Origin of the sequence: Methylobacterium nonmethylotrophicum (assembly GCF_004745635.1) — a bacterium.
Lineage (GTDB): Bacteria > Pseudomonadota > Alphaproteobacteria > Rhizobiales > Beijerinckiaceae > Methylobacterium > Methylobacterium nonmethylotrophicum.
Genome location: NZ_SRLB01000005.1, coordinates 248,340 through 265,345 on the forward strand (window position 1 = coordinate 248,340; position 17,006 = coordinate 265,345).

Annotated in this window: 14 protein-coding genes; 11 read left to right on the top strand and 3 right to left on the bottom strand. The window is 71.9% G+C overall.

Annotation, left to right across the window (positions count from 1 at the left end; genetic code table 11):
• Positions 1–27 precede the first annotated feature (27 nt).
• The 3 genes from EU555_RS08045 (at position 28) to EU555_RS08055 (ending at position 5,633) form a co-directional block, all read left to right on the top strand.
• Positions 28–2,400 carry a bifunctional diguanylate cyclase/phosphodiesterase gene (locus EU555_RS08045; protein WP_245524192.1) on the top strand — a complete coding sequence of 791 codons (2,373 nt, stop codon included), beginning with the start codon at positions 28–30 and terminating at the stop codon, positions 2,398–2,400.
• Between the two features lie 83 nt (positions 2,401–2,483).
• The gene (locus EU555_RS08050) at positions 2,484–4,109 is read left to right on the top strand and encodes an alpha-D-glucose phosphate-specific phosphoglucomutase (RefSeq protein ID WP_135414153.1); all 1,626 of its coding nucleotides are present in this window, start codon (positions 2,484–2,486) and stop codon (positions 4,107–4,109) included.
• Between the two features lie 306 nt (positions 4,110–4,415).
• Complete coding sequence (locus EU555_RS08055) at positions 4,416–5,633, top strand: CoA transferase (RefSeq protein WP_135414154.1); 1,218 nt, start codon at positions 4,416–4,418, stop codon at positions 5,631–5,633.
• Positions 5,634–5,682: 49 nt separating this feature from the next.
• Here the strand turns inward: EU555_RS08055 and EU555_RS08060 are convergent, their stop codons facing one another.
• Complete coding sequence (locus EU555_RS08060; protein WP_135414155.1) at positions 5,683–6,585, bottom strand: DMT family transporter; 903 nt, start codon at positions 6,583–6,585, stop codon at positions 5,683–5,685.
• A 91-nt stretch (positions 6,586–6,676) separates the two neighbouring features.
• Between EU555_RS08060 and EU555_RS08065 the strand changes: the two genes are divergently transcribed.
• The 8 genes from EU555_RS08065 to EU555_RS08100 all read left to right on the top strand — a co-directional run bounded on the left by EU555_RS08065 (position 6,677) and on the right by EU555_RS08100 (position 13,801).
• Positions 6,677–7,495, top strand: a complete 819-nt coding sequence (locus tag EU555_RS08065) for an IclR family transcriptional regulator (RefSeq protein WP_135414156.1) — start codon at positions 6,677–6,679, stop codon at positions 7,493–7,495.
• Positions 7,496–7,652: 157 nt separating this feature from the next.
• A complete protein-coding gene (pcaH, locus tag EU555_RS08070; RefSeq protein WP_135414157.1) occupies positions 7,653–8,381 on the top strand; it encodes a protocatechuate 3,4-dioxygenase subunit beta in 729 nt (242 codons plus the stop codon).
• Between the two features lie 4 nt (positions 8,382–8,385).
• Positions 8,386–9,021, top strand: a complete 636-nt coding sequence (pcaG, locus tag EU555_RS08075) for a protocatechuate 3,4-dioxygenase subunit alpha (protein ID WP_135414158.1) — start codon at positions 8,386–8,388, stop codon at positions 9,019–9,021.
• Between the two features lie 293 nt (positions 9,022–9,314).
• A complete protein-coding gene (locus EU555_RS08080; protein WP_135414159.1) occupies positions 9,315–10,148 on the top strand; it encodes a 3-oxoadipate:acetyl-CoA acetyltransferase in 834 nt (277 codons plus the stop codon).
• Positions 10,149–10,152: 4 nt separating this feature from the next.
• Positions 10,153–11,511, top strand: coding sequence for a class-II fumarase/aspartase family protein (locus EU555_RS08085; RefSeq protein ID WP_135414160.1), 1,359 nt, complete (start codon positions 10,153–10,155; stop codon positions 11,509–11,511).
• Positions 11,512–11,538: 27 nt separating this feature from the next.
• Positions 11,539–12,720: a bifunctional 3-oxoadipate enol-lactonase/4-carboxymuconolactone decarboxylase PcaDC gene (gene pcaDC / locus EU555_RS08090; RefSeq protein ID WP_135414161.1), complete on the top strand. Its 1,182-nt coding sequence runs from the start codon at positions 11,539–11,541 to the stop codon at positions 12,718–12,720.
• A 117-nt stretch (positions 12,721–12,837) separates the two neighbouring features.
• On the top strand, positions 12,838–13,485 hold the full coding sequence (locus tag EU555_RS08095) for a TetR/AcrR family transcriptional regulator (protein ID WP_135414162.1): 648 nt from the start codon (positions 12,838–12,840) through the stop codon (positions 13,483–13,485).
• 73 nt (positions 13,486–13,558) lie between these two features.
• Positions 13,559–13,801 (top strand): hypothetical protein, encoded by a 243-nt coding sequence (locus tag EU555_RS08100; RefSeq protein WP_135414163.1) that lies wholly within the window; start codon positions 13,559–13,561, stop codon positions 13,799–13,801.
• A gap of 117 nt (positions 13,802–13,918) precedes the next feature.
• Here the strand turns inward: EU555_RS08100 and EU555_RS08105 are convergent, their stop codons facing one another.
• Positions 13,919–16,060: a TonB-dependent receptor gene (locus EU555_RS08105; RefSeq protein WP_135414306.1), complete on the bottom strand. Its 2,142-nt coding sequence runs from the start codon at positions 16,058–16,060 to the stop codon at positions 13,919–13,921.
• A 132-nt stretch (positions 16,061–16,192) separates the two neighbouring features.
• The gene (locus EU555_RS08110; protein WP_135414164.1) at positions 16,193–16,978 is read right to left on the bottom strand and encodes an SDR family NAD(P)-dependent oxidoreductase; all 786 of its coding nucleotides are present in this window, start codon (positions 16,976–16,978) and stop codon (positions 16,193–16,195) included.
• Between the last annotated feature and the right edge of the window lie 28 nt (positions 16,979–17,006).

Consider the following 17,006-nt stretch of genomic DNA (forward strand, 5'->3'; position numbering starts at 1 on the left):
ACAACGCCCGGGAGCGAGACGCAAGTCGTGAGAGCCCTCTACGATTGTATTGCCGGAAGTCACGACCTCAAGCTGGTCTTGCTCGCAGCAGTTGTATGCAACCTCGCTGCGGCGACCAGCCTGACTCTCCTCGATCACGCCCGCATCAGTGCCGGCAAGGCGCGCCGGCTGTGGCTGTCGAGCGCCGCCCTGGCGGGCGGGACCGGCATCTGGGCGACGCATTTCATCGCCATGCTGGCCTTCGCGCCCGGCCTCGCCTCGGCCTACGATCTCGGCCTGACCGGCCTGTCCCTGCTGATCGGCGTGGTCATGACGGCGGCCGGGTTCTGGATCGCCCTGCGGCCGGGCTTTCCCGGCGCGGCCTGGCTCGGCGGCGCGCAGATCGGCCTCGGCGTCGGGGCGATGCACTTCACCGGCATGGCGGCCTTCGAGGTCGCGGGCCGCGTCGCCTGGGATCCGGGCCTCGTCGCTGCGGCGCTGGCGGCCGGGACCGTGCTGGGCAGCCTGGCGCTCGCCACGACGCTGCGGGACGGCTCGGTGCGGGTGAAGCTGGCGGGGGCCGGCCTGATGGTGCTGGGCATCTGCGGGCTGCACTTCACCGCCATGAGCGCCGCCGTGATCGTGCCGGATCCCGCGGTCGCCCTGTCGGGCACCGCGGTGCCGGCGGAGATGCTGGCCGTGGCGGTGGCGGTCGCCAGCATCACGATCCTGGTCCTGGCCTTCGCGGGGCTGTGGCTGCACCTGCGCGACGAGCGCCGCTCGGTCCTCGAGGGCGACCGGATGCGGGGGCTCGCCAATGCCGCGGTCGAGGGCCTGGTGGTCTGCGACGGCGACCGGATCGTCACCGTCAACGACAGCTTCGCCGACCTCGTCGGCCGACCGGCCGAGACGCTGGCCGGCGAGGCCCTGTCGGGCTTCCTCGGCGAGCCGACGGAGCCCGGCGCGAGCGACCTCGCGGAGGCCCCCGAGGCGCAGCTGCGCCGGGCCGACGGCAGCCTCGTGCCGGTGGAGGTGATCCGCCGCGTCATCGACTTCGCCGGTCGGCCGCACGCGGCGGCGGCGGTCCGGGACCTCCGGGCGCGCAAGCGCGCCGAGGCGCGCATCGCGTACCTCGCCCATCACGACGCCCTCACGGGGACGCCGAACCGCACCAGCTTCAACCGCCGGCTCGAGCAGGAGATCGCGCTGGCGCGTGCCGCGGGCCGGCCGCTGGCGGTCCTGTGCGCCGACCTCGACCGCTTCAAGGAGGTCAACGACCTCTTCGGCCACGCCGCCGGCGACGCGCTGCTGCGCGCGGTCTGCGCGGCGATCACCGCGGTGCTCGGCCCCGGCCAGATGCTGGCCCGCCTCGGCGGCGACGAGTTCGCGGTGCTGGCCCCGAACCTCGACGCGGCGGCCGCCGAAGCCCTCGGCGAGGCGATCCTCGCCGCCCTGCGGGGGGCCGAGACCGGGCCGGCCGGCGCGATCGCGGCGGCGAGCCTCGGCATCGCGCTCTACCCGCATGACGGCGAGGAGCCCGAGACCCTGATGATCCAGGCCGATACCGCCCTCTACCGGGCCAAGCAGGAGGGCCGCGGGCGGCTGCGCTTCTACGAGGCCCGCATGGGCGTGCAGGTCCGCGAGCGTCGCCGGCTCGAGCACGATCTGCGCCATGCCGTCGAGCGGGGCCAGCTGCGGGTCGTCTACCAGCCGCAGACCCGCATCGACAGCGGCGAGACGGTCGGGTTCGAGGCGCTGCTGCGCTGGCATCATCCGGAGCGCGGCACGGTGCCCCCGAACCTGTTCATCCCGATCTCCGAGGAGACCGGCAGCATCCTGGGCATCGGCGAGTGGGTGCTGCGCGAGACCTGCCGCGAGGCCGCCTCCTGGGAGAAGCCGCTGCGCATCGCCGTCAACGTCTCGGCGGTCCAGCTCCACGCCCCGGGCTTTTCCGAGCTCGTCCACGAGATCCTGTTCACCACCGGCCTGGCGCCGGCCCGGCTCGAGCTCGAGATCACCGAGACGGCGCTGATCCGCGACCTGCCGCGGGCGCTCGCGACCCTCAGGCGGGTCAAGGCCCTCGGCGTGCGGATCGCGATGGACGATTTCGGCACCGGCTACTCGTCGCTGTCGAACCTGCGGGCCTTCCCGTTCGACAAGATCAAGATCGACGCCTCCTTCACCCGCGCGGTCGATTCGAGCGAGCAGGCGGCCACGATCGTCCGCACGGTGCTCGGCCTCGGGCGGGGCCTGGGCCTGCCGGTCCTGGCCGAGGGCGTCGAGACCCGGGGCGAGCTCGCCTTCCTGGACGCCGAGGCCTGCCACGAGGCGCAAGGCTACCTGTTCGGCCGCCCGGCCCCGATCGACACCTTCCGGCACCTGACGACGAAAGCGCCGCGCACCGCCGAGGACGCCGCGTGAGGCGGGCTGGCCGCCGGGGGAAAGAGGCGGCATAAGCCCGGCCGGGGGCTAAGCCGGCCCCGCCTCCACCGAGACGAGACCCCATGACCGTCAAGGCCGTCCCCACGCAGCCCTTTCCCGACCAGAAGCCCGGCACGTCGGGCCTGCGCAAGAAGGTGCCGGTCTTCCGCCAGCCGGGTTACGTCGAGAACTTCGTCCAGGCGATCGTCGACTGCCTGCCGGACCGGGCCGGCACGACCCTGGTGGTCGGCGGCGACGGGCGCTTCCTCAATCGCGAGGTGGTGCAGACGACCCTGAAGATCGCGGCGGCGAACGGGTTCTCCCGCATCCTGGCCGGCCGCGGCGGCCTGCTCTCGACCCCGGCGGCCTCCTGCGTGATCCGCAAATCCGGCGCGATCGGCGGCGTGGTGCTCTCGGCGAGCCACAACCCGGGCGGGCCGGAGGGCGATTTCGGCATCAAGTTCAACGGCCGCAACGGCGGCCCGGCGCCCGAGCCGGTGACCGAGGCGATCTTCGCCCGCACGAAGGCGATCACCGAGTACCGCATCGTCGAGGCTCCCGACATCGATCTGGACACCCTCGGCGACGTGACCCTCGGCGAGGCCACCGTCACGGTGATCGACCCGGTCGCGGATTACGCGGCGCTGATGGAGACGCTGATCGATTTTCCGGCCATCGCGGCCCTCTTCCGCTCCGGCTTCCGGATGCGCTTCGACGCGATGAGCGCCGTGACCGGCCCCTACGCCACGGAGATCCTGGAGCGGCGCCTCGGCGCGCCGGCCGGCACGGTGGTGAATGCCGAGCCGCTGCCCGATTTCGGCGGCCACCACCCGGACCCGAACCCGGTCCACGCCCACGACCTGATGGCGCTGATGACCGGCCCGGACGCGCCCGATTTCGGCGCCGCCTCCGACGGCGACGGCGACCGCAACATGATCGTGGCGCCGCACCTCTTCGTCACCCCGAGCGACAGCCTGGCGATCCTGGCCGCCCACGCCCATCTGGCGCCGGGCTATCGTGGCGGGCTCGCCGGCATCGCCCGCTCGATGCCGACGAGCCGCGCCGCCGACCGGGTCGCGGCTCGCCTGAGCATCCCGGCCTTCGAGACCCCGACCGGCTGGAAGTTCTTCGGCAACCTGCTCGATGCCGGGCGGATCACGTTGTGCGGCGAGGAGAGCGCCGGCACCGGCTCGAGCCACGTGCGCGAGAAGGACGGGCTGTGGGCGGTGCTGCTCTGGCTCAACCTGCTCGCCGCCACGGGCAAGCGCGCCGACCAGGTGGTGCGCGACCACTGGAAAGCGTACGGCCGCGACTACTATGCCCGCCACGACTACGAGGAGGTGGAGAGCGCCGCCGCCGAGGGCCTGATGACGGCTCTTCGCGACAAGCTCGCCGGGCTGCCGGGACAGCGCGTCGGCGACCTGACGGTCGAGGCGGCGGACGACTTCGCCTATACCGACCCGGTCGACGGCTCGGTGACGGCGCGCCAGGGCGTGCGGATCCTCTTCCGCGAGGATGCCCGCGTGGTCTTTCGCCTTTCCGGCACCGGCACCGTCGGGGCGACGCTCCGGGTCTATCTCGAGCGCTTCTCGAAGGACCGGCTCGACGCGCCGACCGCCGACATGCTGGCCCCCGTCGTGGCGGCGGCGGAGGCGATCGCAGGGATCGCGCAGCAGACCGGGCGGACCGGGCCCTCGGTCGTGACGTAGGGAACGGTCTCCCGTTTCCCCAGTCGAGCGCGACTCCCCCCCTCGGGAAGGGGCGTCCCGCGCTCGCGTTCGACGATCTCTGCCCCGCACGACCCGGCTCAGCGTCCCACACGATCCGCGACGTCCGGACACCGGGAGTCGCGCGTCCGAGCCGGGCCGGCGCGACCCGTCCCGTAAGCGGGCGCCCGGCGATGCGCGTCCGGTCCGGCGATGATCCCGGCCTTTACCGCAGCGTCCGCTCCCGTAAGCTCGGGCGGCAAGAACGCGAAGACGGCACGGCGCGGAGCGGTGCGTGGGGAGGGCAGCATGGTCAAGATCCTGGCGGGTCTGCGCATCGTCGAGGGGTCGGCCTTCGTGGCGGCTCCCCTCGCCGGCATGACGCTGGCGCAGATGGGTGCGGACGTGATCCGCTTCGACCGCATCCGCGGCGGGCTCGACCACGCGCGCTGGCCGGTGACCGACCAGGGCCGCAGCCTGTTCTGGGCGGGGCTGAACAAGGGCAAGCGCAGCCTCGCGGTCGACATGGCCACGCCGCGCGGCCAGGAGGTGGTGACCCGCCTCATCTGCCAGCCCGGCGAGGGCAACGGCATCTTCCTCACCAACCTGCGCGTGCGCGGCTGGATGGATTACGACGCGCTGCGCAAGCACCGCGAGGACCTGATCATGATGTCGGTCACCGGCGACCGCCACGGCGGTCCGCAGGTCGACTACACGGTCAATCCCGCGGTGGGCTTTCCCGGCGCCACCGGGCCGGAGGGCTCGTCCGAGCCGGTCGGGCACGTGCTGCCGGCCTGGGACTGCATCACCGGCCAGCAGGCGGCCCTCGGCATCCTGGCGGCCGAACGCCATCGCCGCCTCACCGGCCGCGGCCAGGTGGTCGAGCTCGCGCTCAAGGACATGGCGCTCGCCATGCTGGGCAACCTCGGCATCATCGGCGAGGTGACGGTGAACGGCGTCGACCGCCCCAAGGTCGGCAATGCGCTCTACGGCGCCTACGCCCAGGATTTCACCTGCCGCGACGGCGAGCGCGTCATCGTGGTGGCCCTGACGCAGCGGCAATGGGACAACCTGCAGGCGGCGACCGGCACCAGGGACGAGATGGAGGCGCTGGCCGCGCGCCTCGGCGCCGACCTGCGGCGCGAGGGCGAGCGCTATCTCCACCGCCACGCCATCACGGCGGTGCTGGCCCCGTTCTTCGCCGCCCGGCGGCTGGAGGAGTTCGCGGCGGACTTCCAGGCCCGGAGCGTCACCTGGTCCCGCTACCGCTCCTTCCGCCAGGTGGTCGAGGAGGATCCGGACTGCTCGACCGACAACCCGATGTTCTCCCGCCTGGAGCATCCCGGGATCGGCGCCTACCTGACCCCCGGCAACCCCATCGTCTTCTCGGACGTGGAGCGCGTCCCCCCGACGCGCGCGCCGAGCCTGGGGGAGAACACCGACGAGATCCTGGCCGAGATCGGCTACAGCGACGGGGAGGTGGCGCGCCTGCACGACGACGGGGTGGTGGCCGGGCCGCGCCCATGACGGCAGCGGCTCCGAATCGCCGCGCGCGCCGCCGCGGGTGACCTCCTGCTCACGCCGCGCCCTCCTCTTCCGGCGGCGTGATCCGCGGGCGCTCCTGGTACAGCAGGTACAGCCCCGAGGCGGCCACCACCGCGCCGCCGATCACCGTCCAGCGATCCGGCAGGTGGCCGAAGATCAGGACGCCCAGCAGCACCGCCCAGAGCAGGTGGGCGTAGGCAAAGGGCGCCAGGGTCGAGGCGGGCGCCCGGCGGTGGGCGAGGATCAGCAACCAGTGCCCCAGCGCCCCGAAGAAGCCGACCGAGGCGATGCCGAGCCAGGGCGCGGGCTCGGCCGGCGTCTCCCACAGGAACGGCAGGGCGGGCGCGGTCAGCACCGAGCCGACGAGGCCGGTATAGAACATCGTGGTCTCGGGCGGGTCGTGGGCGGCGAGCATCCGGGTCACCACGATGTAGACGCCGTTGACGAGGGCGGTGACGACCGCCAGCAGGGCCGCCGGATGCATGCCGGAGACGCCCGGGCGGCTCACCACCAGCACGCCCGAGAACCCGACCAGCACCGCCGCCGTCCGCCGCCAGCCGACCCGCTCGCCGAGCAGGGGACCGGCGATCAGCGCCACCACCAGGGGCGACGCGAAGGTGATCGAGGTCACCTGCGCCAGCGGCAGGTAGCGCAGGGCCACGAACGAGCATAGCGTCGCCGTCACCAGGCAGAGCGAGCGCAGCACCTGCAAGCCGGGCTTTCGGGTGCGCATCAGCCCGACGATGTCGCGCCGCCACGCCAGAGCCGCCGCCACGATGACGAAGCTGACGACGTAGCGCACGGCGACGATCAGCAGCGGATTCATGGTCCCGCTCAGGAACTTCGCCGAGGCGTCGATGCCGGCGAAGCCCGCCACCGCGCTCACCATCAGGGCGATGCCGATCAGGGTCTCCCGCTGGCCCGTCCCGCGCATGTCCGCCCTCCCCGTCCGGCACCCTGGCTCTTGACTTAGACCGGAACCTCGTTCAAATCCAGAACTGCGTTCCATATTTGAGCGAAGACAGATGGCCGGCTCCCTGCTGCGGCGCGTCCTGGACTTGGTGGAATTGCTCGCGAACCATCCGCGCGGGCTTCCCCTCCAGGCCATCGCCGAGACGCTGGATATCCCGAAGAGCGGCGCCCACCGGCTGCTGGCCGAGCTCGCCGAGCACGCCTACGCGGTGCAGGACGCCGAGACCGGCCGGTATCTCCTCACCACCCGGTTCGCGACGCTCGGCCTCAAGCACCTCTCGCGCACCGGCGTGGTCGACATCGCCCAGGCGGTGCTCAACCGTCTGGCCGATCTCAGCGGCGAGCTGGCGCGCCTCGCGGTCGTCGATTACCCGCGCCTCGTCTGGGTGGCGAAGGCGCAGGGCGCCCGCACCGGCCTGCGCTACGACGGCGACATGGGGGCGGAGGCGCGGCTCTCGACCACCTCCACCGGCATCGCCTGGCTCGCCAGCCTCTCGGACGAGGAGGCGCTGGAACTCGTGATGCGGCAGGGCCTGGCGACCGGCGAGAGCGGCCCCAACGCCCCGCGCACGGTCGCCGAGCTGATGGCGCTGGTGAACCAGGCCCGCGCCCGCGGCTACGCCTGGGTGCAGGAGACCAACACCGCGGGCGCCGCCGCGATGGCGGCCAACGTTCTGCATCCGCAGACCGGCCGGGCGGTCGGCAACCTCAGCGTCGCCGGCCCGAGCCTCCGGCTGACCGAGGCGCAGCGCGACGCCATCGCCCCGGATCTGCTGGCGGCCGCCGCCGAGCTGTCCTCGGTCGGCGCCTTCTCAGAGTATCTCGGGGCGCTGGGCGGCCGGGCGAGGGCGAGCCGCCCCGCCATGTCCTGACGCCCCCTCTGCCCGAAATGGCCCGCCATCCGGGAAGGTGATACGCCTCCGGCCGTGCGGCGAGCGACCGGGCCGAAGAGCCACGACGGACGTCCCCACGGGGCGATCCTCGCATGACCGCACTGCGCCTCCGGAAGGAGCGCACAAGGAGGAGACGATGACCCACGCCGACAGCGAGTTCCTGCAGCGGGACCGCTCGATCCACCCGCCGGCCTTCACGCCGGACTACAAGACCAGCGTGCTGCGCTCGCCGCGCCGGGCGATGATCTCGCTGCAATCCTCGCTGTCGGAGGTCACCGGCCCCGCCTTCGGCCATTCCGAGCTCGGCCCGCTCGACAACGACCTGATCCTCAACTACGCCCGCGAGGGCGAGCCGATCGGCGAGCGGATCTTCGTCCACGGCCATGTCCGCGACGAGAACGGCCGCGGCATCCCCAACACCCTCGTGGAGTTCTGGCAGGCCAATGCGGGCGGGCGCTACCGCCACCGCAACGACCGCTACCTCGCGCCGATCGATCCCAACTTCGGCGGCTGCGGCCGGACGATCACCGACGAGACCGGCTTCTACTACTTCCGCACGATCAAGCCCGGGCCCTATCCCTGGCGCAACAACCTCAATTCCTGGCGCCCGGCGCATATCCACTTCTCGGTGTTCGGCACCGGCTTCGCCCAGCGCCTCATCACCCAGATGTATTTCGAGGGCGATCCGCTGATCTGGCGCGACCCGATGGTGCTCGGGATTCCCGATCGCTCCGCCGCCGAGCGGCTGATCGCGCCCCTCGACCTCGGTGCCGCGGTGCCGCTCGACATGCTCGCCTACAAGTTCGACATCGTGCTGCGCGGCCGCCAGCAGACGCTGTTCGAGAACAAGCTCCAGGGGAACTGAGCCCATGGTCCAGCCGCTTCCCGTCCGTCTCCAGGAGACGCCGTCCCAGACCGCGGGTCCCTACGTCCATATCGGGCTGATCCCGCACCAGGCCGGCTTCGACATCTTCGAGACCAACTTCACCAACGTGCTCGCCGGCCCCGACACGAAGGGCGAGCGCATCCGGATCGAGGGCCGGGTCTTCGACGGCGCCGGCGTCCCGGTGCGCGACGTGCTGGTCGAGATCTGGCAGGCCAACGCCGCCGGCCGCTACAACCACCCCGCCGACCGCCAGGAGGGCAAGCCCCTCGACGAGGGTTTTCGGGGTTGGGGCCGCACCGGCTCGGATTTCGAGACCGGATTGTGGCACTTCGAGACGGTGAAGCCCGGCCCGGTCGTCGGCCGCAAGGGCCACCGCCCGATGGCGCCGCACATCAACCTCTGGATCGCCGCCCGCGGCATCAATATCGGCCTGCAGACCCGGCTCTACTTCGCCGACGAGGCGGATGCGAATGCCAACGACCCGGTCCTGAACCTCGTCGAGCGCGGCCAGCAGCGCGACAGCCTGCTGGCGAAGCGCGAGGAGCGCGACGGCAAGGCCGTCTACGTCTTCGACGTCACCCTGCAGGGGCCGAACGAGACCGTGTTCTTCGACGTGTGAGATCGTTAACTCATACGATTTCCGCTTGATTCCACCGAGTAAAGATGGAGCACATCTCCCCTCTCCCGTGTGGGAGAGGGGCCGGGGGTGAGGGTGCTACGGTTCTGAGTCTGGCTTCGACCGTTCCGCTGCCAGCACCACAGTTCGAGCTTTACACGGAACCGTGTCACCCTCACGCGGGATCTTCGATCCCCTACCCCTCTCCCACACGGGAGAGGGGATCCCGCGCTTTACTGGTATCGGATCAGGTCAAGCGGACATCGCATCACGATAGCAACAATCAGGAGACCCCCATGAACCCCGTCGTCATCGCGGTTGCGATCACCGGCTCCGTGCCGCGCAAGAAGGACAACCCGGCGGTGCCCACCACCGTCGCCGAGCAGATCGAATCCACGCACCAGGCCTTCGAGGCCGGCGCCACCCTCGTCCACATCCACGTCCGCAACGACGACGAGTCGCCCTCGTCCGACCCCGACAAGTTCGCCGCCGTGCAGGAGGGCGTGCGCAAGCACTGCCCCGGCATGATCGTGCAGTTCTCGACCGGCGGCCGCGGCCGCGATCCGAGCGCGCGCGGCCTCTCGCTGGTGCACCGGCCCGACATGGCCTCGCTCTCGACCGGCTCGGTGAACTTCCCGACCATCGTGTACGAGAACCACGCGATGCTGGTGAACGACCTCGCCGGGTCGATGCGCGAGAACGGCATCCGGCCCGAGATCGAGATCTTCGATCTCTCGCACATCCACGGCGCCAAAAGGCTGATTGAGGAAGGGCTGATGGACGCCCATCCGCACGTGCAGTTCGTGATGGGCGTGAAGAACGCGATGCCGGCAGACGAGCACCTGCTCGACATCCTGCTCGCCGAGACCCGCCGGGTGATCCCGGGAGCCACCTGGACCGCCGCCGGCATCGGCCGCGAGCAGGCCCGCGTCATGGGCTGGGCGCTCGCCCGCGGAGCGGACGCCGTGCGCACCGGGCTCGAGGACAACATCCGGGTGACCAAGGACCGCTTGGCGGCGAGCAACGCCGAGCTGGTCTCGCTCGCCGCCGAGATGGTGACGCGCCACAACCGCAAGGTCGCGACCCCGGCGGAGGCCCGCGCCCTCCTCCACCTGAAGCCCGCGGCCTGATCCGATGACCCTCTCGGCCCTCGACTCCGCCCTGCTCGGGCCCCTCTTCGCCACGGACGCGATGCGCGCCGTCTTCGCCGACGAGGCCCGGGTGGCGGCGATGCTGCGGGCCGAGGCGGCCCTCGCCCGGGCGCAGGCCGAGGCCGGCCTGGTGCCGGCCTCCCTCGCCCCCGCCATCGCGGCGATCGACGCGAACGACCTCGACCCCTCCGCCCTCGGCCGGCGCACCGCCGTGTCGGGCGTGCCGGTGATCCCGTTCGTGAAGGCGGTGCAGGGGGCGCTTCCCCCTGAGCTCGAGCCCGCCTTCCACAAGGCCACGACCACCCAGGACATCGCCGACACCGCCCTGGTGCTGCAGGTCCGCGACGCCCTCGACCTCGTCGCGGCCGATCTCCGGGCGATCCTCGACGGGCTTTCCGGCCTCGCCCGGAAGCACCGCGAGACGCCCTGCGTCGGGCGCACCTACGGCCAGCACGCCGCACCCGTGACCTTCGGCTTCAAGGCGGCGATCTGGGCGCTCGGCATCGCCGAGGTGGCGGCCCTGCTGCCCGCCTTGCGCGATCGGGTGCTGACCGCCTCCCTCGGCGGCCCGGTCGGGACCCTCGCGGGCCTGGGCGAGAAAGCGGAGGCCGTGGGCGACGGATTCGCCGCCGCGCTCGGCCTGCACCCGGACCTCGCGCCCTGGCACACCCGCCGCGCCCGCATCGCCGAGACCGGCTCGTGGCTCGCCCTGCTGACGGGGGCGCTCGCCAAGTTCGCCACCGACGTCGCGCATCTCGCCACCACCGAGGTCGGTGAGGTGGCCGAGCCCTACGTGCCGGGCCGCGGCGGCTCCTCGGCGATGCCGCACAAGCGCAATCCCGTCTCCTCGACGGTGATTCTTGCGGCCTTCGGCGCCGCCAAGGGCGTGAGCCTCACCCTCCTCGACGGGATGGCGGCGGCCCACGAGCGCCCAGCCGGCGCCTGGCACGCCGAGTGGCACGCCCTGCCGACCCTGTTCGGCCTCGCCTCCGGAAGCTTGCGCGAGGCGCGCGGCCTCGCGCAGGGGCTTGTGCCCGACCCCGACCGGATGGCCCGCAACCTCGACCTGACGAAGGGCCTGCTCTTCGCCGACGCCGCCGCGGGAAGGCTCAGCCCCGTGATCGGCGCCAAGGCCGCCCACGCCCTGGTGGAAGAGGCCGCCGGCGCGGTGCGCGACGGGCAGGGCTCGCTCCGCGAGGTGCTGCGCGCCCGCCCCGAGACGGCTGGCTCCGACCTCGATTCCGCCTTCGACTTGAGCCCCGCCATCCGGGCCGGGGCCCGCACCGCCGACCGGGCGCTCGCCGAGGTCTCGCGCCTCGCCGCCTTCCTGCATTCCGCCTGACCGCTTTTCCGTTTCCCCGAGGATCCCATGCCCCAGATCGAGGCCAACGGCACGCTGCTGAACTACGAGCTCTCCGGCCCGAGCGGCGCTCCGGTGGTGGTGTTCTCCAACTCCCTCGGCACCACGCTGGCCATGTGGGACCCGCTGGTGCCGCATCTGCGCGGCCGCTACCGGGTGCTGCGCTACGACACCCGCGGCCATGGCGCCTCGCAGGTGCGCGACGCGCGCGCCGAGGTCGAGGACTTGGCCGACGACCTGATCGGCCTGCTCGATGCCCTGAACATCCCCCGCGCCCACGTGGTCGGGCTGTCGCTCGGCGGCATGACCGGCCAGGCGGCGGCGAGCCGCCACCCCGACCGGGTCATCAGCCTGACCCTGATGGCGACCGCCGCCTTCATGCCGAGCGAGGCGTCGTGGAACGAGCGCGCCGAGACGGTGCGGGCCAAGGGCACGGCGGCGATCGTCGAGGCCACGATGGGCCGCTGGTTCACGCCCGGCTTCCCGGCCTCGAACCCCGACGCGGTGGCGCCGGTGCGCCGGCAATTCGTCGACACGGATGCCGCCGGCTACGCGGTGTGCTGCAACGCCATCGGCCGCATGGACCTGCGCCCGGTCCTCGACCGCATCACCGCCCCCACCCTGGTGATCGCCGGCCGCGACGACCCGGCGACGCCGCCCGCCATGTCGGAGGAGATCTGCGCCGGCATCCCCCACGCCGAACTCGTGATCCTGCCGAAGGCCGCGCACCTCCTCTCCGTCGAGCAGCCGGCCGCCACCGCCGCCCATCTCCTCGGCTTCCTCAACCGGCACCGGGAGGCCGCCGACACCGCGACCGGCGCGGTGGCGTTCGAGTCAGGCCTCGCCAACCGCAAGAGCGTGCTCGGCGACGCGCATGTCGAGCGCTCGCTGAGCGCCGCGGGCAGCTTCGCCGGGCCGTGGCAGGACTTCATCACCCGCACCGCCTGGGGCGAGGTCTGGGGTGACCCGCGCATCCCGTGGAAGACCCGCTCCTTCGTGACGCTCGCCATGATGGTGGCGCTCGGCCGCGAGGAGGAGTTCAAGCTCCATGTCCGCCCGGCCCTGCGCAACGGCGTCACCGTGCCGGAGTTGCAGGCCCTTCTGATCCAGACCGCGATCTATGCCGGTGTGCCGGCGGCGAACGGCGCCTTCCGGTGGGCGCGCGAGGTGCTGGGCGACGAAGTCGCCTGAGCCGGGGCGACGAGGTCGCCGGGTGTTGGCGAGGGATTGAACCAACGGGAGGACGGGTGCGCCGGGGCGGCCGGGATGGTAGAGCAGCGCCGTCCCGCCGCCCGTCGTTGTTCGATCATGGACGCCGCCACGCCCCGCGCCTCCCCCCGTACCAAGGATCCCGAGCGGACCCGGGCCGACATCCTGGCGGTCGCCCGGGAAGAATTCTCTGCCTTCGGGCTCAGCGGCGCCCGGGTCGACGCCATCGCGGAGCGCACCCGCACCTCGAAGCGGATGATCTACTACTACTTCGGCAGCAAGGAGGGCCTGTACCTCGCGGTGCTGGAGAAGGCCTATGCCGACATCCGCCAGGTCGAGGCCGATCTCGACCTCGGCAACCTCGCGCCGGCGGAGGCGATCCGGCGGCTGGTCGAGTTCACCTTCGAGTACGACGAGGCGCATCCCGACTTCATCCGCCTCGTCACGATCGAGAACATCCATCGGGCCGAGCACCTGTCGGGCTCGGAGACGATCCGCGGGCTGAACCTCGGGGTGATCCAGACCATCACCGACATCATCGCCCGCGGGCAGGCCGACGGCTGTTTCCGCGCCGATGTCGATCCCCTCGACGTGCACATGATGATCAGCGCGCTCTGCTTCTTCCGGGTCTCGAACCGCCACACCTTCGGGGCGATCTTCTCCGTCGACCTCGACGCGCCGGCCTTGCGGGCGCGTCACAAGCGGATGATCGGCGACGCGGTGCTGGGGATGCTGGCGATCCGGTGACCGTTGCGGGAACCGGATCCGGCGCCGGGCCATTTCTCCTCACGACTGCACGCAACCTTCGGAGGAGAGCCCGATGACCAGGGGCACCAGCCGTCTCATCATGCTCGCCGTCCTGGCCGCCGCGCCGGTGGTGGCGCAGGTGACGGACACGCCGCAGCGCAGCCGCGAGCAGGCGCCGAACATGCCGCCCAGCCATGAGACCCTGCCCGAGCGCGTCCGCCCCGGCGACACCGACGCCACCGGCACCGTGCGCCCGAGCGCGCCGGCACCGGACCCGAGGACCGGCGACGGGGTCCTGCGGCCGCAGAAGGGGTGAGGATCCCCAACCCTGCAAAGCAAAGCCATCAACAATCGAAGCACATTCCCCTCTCCCACACGGGAGAGGGGAATGTGCTTCATCTTGAAACGTTGACCTCCGCGGTAATTTGAGACTTCAGAACCGCGCCGTCAGGAACACCCGCACGTTCCGCCCCGGCAGCACGATCTCGTCCTTCTTGAACGAGGCCGAGTTGCGGATCACGTCGTTGAGCAGGTTCGTGCCCTGCACCCCGAGCGTCACCTCGCTCCACCCCGTCACCGCCGGATCGAACGCCTTGGTGTAGCTCACCTCGGCCCGGAGGTTGTCGTAGCCCCGCGTCAGCGTCTCGTAGGGCGCCGTCTCGGTATGGGCGAAGGCGTGGAGCAGGTTCACCCGGGCGTACCAGCCGTCGGCCCGCAGGAAGACGCCGCCGCCGACCCGGTGCGGCGGGATGCGGGGCACGAAGGTGCCGTCGTCGAAGGTGGCGCGCACGAAGTCGTACTGGGCCTCCACGCCGGCGAATCCGTTGCCGACGGGCAGGAGATCGAGCTGCGAGGCGATCTCGGCGCCGTAGAAGGTCGCGTTCTGTTGCGCGTAGACGACCTGGGCGAGTTCGTCGCCGCTGCCGCAGCTGGCAAAGTCGTCGCCGCAGCGCAGGCCCGTCAGGCGCTTGTAGATGAAGCCGGTGTAGCGGGTGTAGTAGCCGGTGGCGTCGAGGCGGAACGGGCCTTCCGCGCGACGGATGCTCGCCTCGATGGTGCGGGCGCGCTCCTTCTTCAGGTTCGGGTCGCCGATCTCGAAGGTCTCCGTGGCGTCGTGCGGCCCGCGGGAATAGAGCTCGAAGGCGGAGGGCGCCCGCTCGACGTACTGGCCGGAGAGGCTGGCGACGAAGCCGTCGGGCAGGTCCTGCAGCACGCCGAAGCTCGCGCTCTTCGGGGCGAAGCGCCGGCGGCGGCCATACGACAGCGGATCCTCGCCGTCGACCGGGACGTAGTCGCCCGGGAACAGCGTCGCGGTGCCGGTGGAGCGCGCGCCCTCGATCCGCCCCGCCGCCTGGAGCCGCAGGCCCCGCTCCAGGCGCAGCTCCTCGAACAGGTAGAGGGCGGTGCTGCGCGAATCGGTCGGCGCCAGCAGGCTCCCGGCCTCGCCCGAGGTGCCGATCAGCCGCCGGTCGGTCTGCAGGCCGAGCGCGCCGGTGAGCGTGCCGAGGCTGGTCGCCACCGGTACGTGCTGGACCTCGAGCCGCCCCTCCGCCTCGCGGCTCTTGAAGGTCGCCTGGACGCCGTCGATCCCGTTCTCGCCGATGCCGATCTCGTTGTGCTTGTAGGTCGAGCCGCCGAGCCAGAAGCGGATCACCTCGATCGGCCCGTCGACCGGCCGGTACTCGCCCTTGGCCTGGACCTTGTCCTGGGTCGGGTCGAGGCGGGTGCGGCTCTGGGCGGCCTCCCCGCCCGGGATCTGGTAGAGCGCGTCGTAGTGGCTGAACGACAGGCCGACGAAGCCGCGGTCGAACAGGTACGACATCCCGACCGCGCCGCCCTGCGATTCGTTCGCGGAGTTGCGCTGGATGCCGAGCGGCGTGGCGTAGCTGTCGGCGGCGCTCCGGAACGCGTCGGCGTGGAACGCCACCGATTGCCCGCCGGCATCGACCGTCGCGGCGGCGTTGCGGCCGTTGTCGACCGCGGAATAGCCGGTGGTGACCCGGCCCGCGATGCCGTTCGGCGGGATATAGGTCGGGATGCGGTTGTTCTCGGCCGAGACCACGCCGCCGATCGCCTGGCTGCCGTAGCGCAGGGAGGCGGGGCCGCGGATCACCTCGATCCGGTCGGCGACGAGAGGGTTGATCGGCACGGCGTGGTCCTCGCCGAGATCCGAGACGTCGTGGACGCCGATGCCGTTCTCCTGGATCCGCACCCGGCTCGTGTCGAGGCCGCGGATGATCGGCCGGCTCGCGGCGCCCGGCGCGTAGGTGGTGGCCGAGAGGCCCGGCCGGTCGAACAGCGCGTCGCCGAGGGTGCGCGGCTGCTGGCGCACGATATCGGCCTGGGTCACCACCGTGACCGGCGAGAAGGTGGTCGTCACGACCGGCAGAACGCCGGCCGGAAAGGTGCCCGGGACAGCAGCCCCGCCGGAAGGCGGGGTCACGATCGGGCTCGGCGAGGCGACATCGATCGTGTCGAGGGCGATGTCCTCCGCCCGGGCCGCCGAGCCGGCGAGGGCGAGGGCCGCCGCCAGCAGCGCCGGACCCGCCCCGAATGCACCCGCGCCCGATCCCATCCCATTCATGATCGCCCCTCGCGAACGTAATAACATTGCAATCGCGCGGCGGAGGACAGGCTGGCAAGCGCGAAGCCGGCGCGTCCCGCATGAGGCGTGCCGACCGTAACGTTATTACAACACGGAGGAGCCTCAGCGTCCGGCGAGATCCCGCCGCAAGGTCGGCAGCCCGATGCCGGCCGCGTCGAAGCCGCCGTCGACCGCGAGGGTCTGGCCGGTGACGTAGCTCGCCCGCGCCCCGCACAGATAGACGACGGCGTCGGCGATCTCGCGCTCGAGGCCGTAGCGGTTGAGCGGCACCGCGTCGTGGTAGTCGGCCCGGATCGCCGGGCTGTGGACCGCCTTGGCCATCGCGGTGTCGACCGGGCCCGGCGCGACCGCGTTGACCCGGATGCCGAGATGCGCGAGCTCGACCGCCTGCTGCTTCGTCAGGTGCTTGAGCGCCGCCTTGCTGGTCCCGTAGGCGACCCGCAGGGTCGAGGCGCGCTGGCCCGAGATCGACGTGATGTTGACGACCGCGCCGCCGCCGCCCCGCGCCATCACGGGCGCGGCCGCCTGCACGCACAGGAACGGCCCGGTCAGGTTCACGGCAAGGACCCGAGCCCATTCGGCATGGCTCGTGTCGAGGAGCGGCTTGAACACCGCGGTGCCGGCATTGTTGACGAGCGCGTCGAGGCGGCCGAACCGGGCATCGACCGCGGCGACGGCCGCCGTGACCGCTTCCGGGTCGGCGACGTCGCCGGTGAGCGCCAGGGTGTCGTCGGGCCGGCCGAGCGCGGCCACGGCCTGCTCCTGCGCCGCGCCGTCGATGTCGAGGAGGGCGACGCGCCAGCCCTCCTCCAGGAAGACTTGCGCCGTCGCGAGCCCGATCCCCCGCGCCGCGCCCGTGACCAGCGCCACCTTGCCGTCACCCGTCATGCCGTCGCCTCCCGCTGTTATGCCCCGT

Excerpts from the sequence above, each read along its gene's own strand:
- EU555_RS08050 (WP_135414153.1), top strand. The coding sequence starts at position 2,484 with ATGACCGTCAAGGCCGTCCCCACGCAGCCCTTTCCCGACCAGAAGCCC.
- EU555_RS08055 (WP_135414154.1), top strand. The coding sequence starts at position 4,416 with ATGGTCAAGATCCTGGCGGGTCTGCGCATCGTCGAGGGGTCGGCCTTC.
- EU555_RS08060 (WP_135414155.1), bottom strand. The coding sequence starts at position 6,585 with ATGCGCGGGACGGGCCAGCGGGAGACCCTGATCGGCATCGCCCTGATG.
- EU555_RS08065 (WP_135414156.1), top strand. The coding sequence starts at position 6,677 with ATGGCCGGCTCCCTGCTGCGGCGCGTCCTGGACTTGGTGGAATTGCTC.
- pcaH (WP_135414157.1), top strand. The coding sequence starts at position 7,653 with ATGACCCACGCCGACAGCGAGTTCCTGCAGCGGGACCGCTCGATCCAC.
- pcaG (WP_135414158.1), top strand. The coding sequence starts at position 8,386 with ATGGTCCAGCCGCTTCCCGTCCGTCTCCAGGAGACGCCGTCCCAGACC.
- EU555_RS08080 (WP_135414159.1), top strand. The coding sequence starts at position 9,315 with ATGAACCCCGTCGTCATCGCGGTTGCGATCACCGGCTCCGTGCCGCGC.
- EU555_RS08085 (WP_135414160.1), top strand. The coding sequence starts at position 10,153 with ATGACCCTCTCGGCCCTCGACTCCGCCCTGCTCGGGCCCCTCTTCGCC.
- pcaDC (WP_135414161.1), top strand. The coding sequence starts at position 11,539 with ATGCCCCAGATCGAGGCCAACGGCACGCTGCTGAACTACGAGCTCTCC.
- EU555_RS08095 (WP_135414162.1), top strand. The coding sequence starts at position 12,838 with ATGGACGCCGCCACGCCCCGCGCCTCCCCCCGTACCAAGGATCCCGAG.
- EU555_RS08100 (WP_135414163.1), top strand. The coding sequence starts at position 13,559 with ATGACCAGGGGCACCAGCCGTCTCATCATGCTCGCCGTCCTGGCCGCC.
- EU555_RS08105 (WP_135414306.1), bottom strand. The coding sequence starts at position 16,060 with ATGGGATCGGGCGCGGGTGCATTCGGGGCGGGTCCGGCGCTGCTGGCG.
- EU555_RS08110 (WP_135414164.1), bottom strand. The coding sequence starts at position 16,978 with ATGACGGGTGACGGCAAGGTGGCGCTGGTCACGGGCGCGGCGCGGGGG.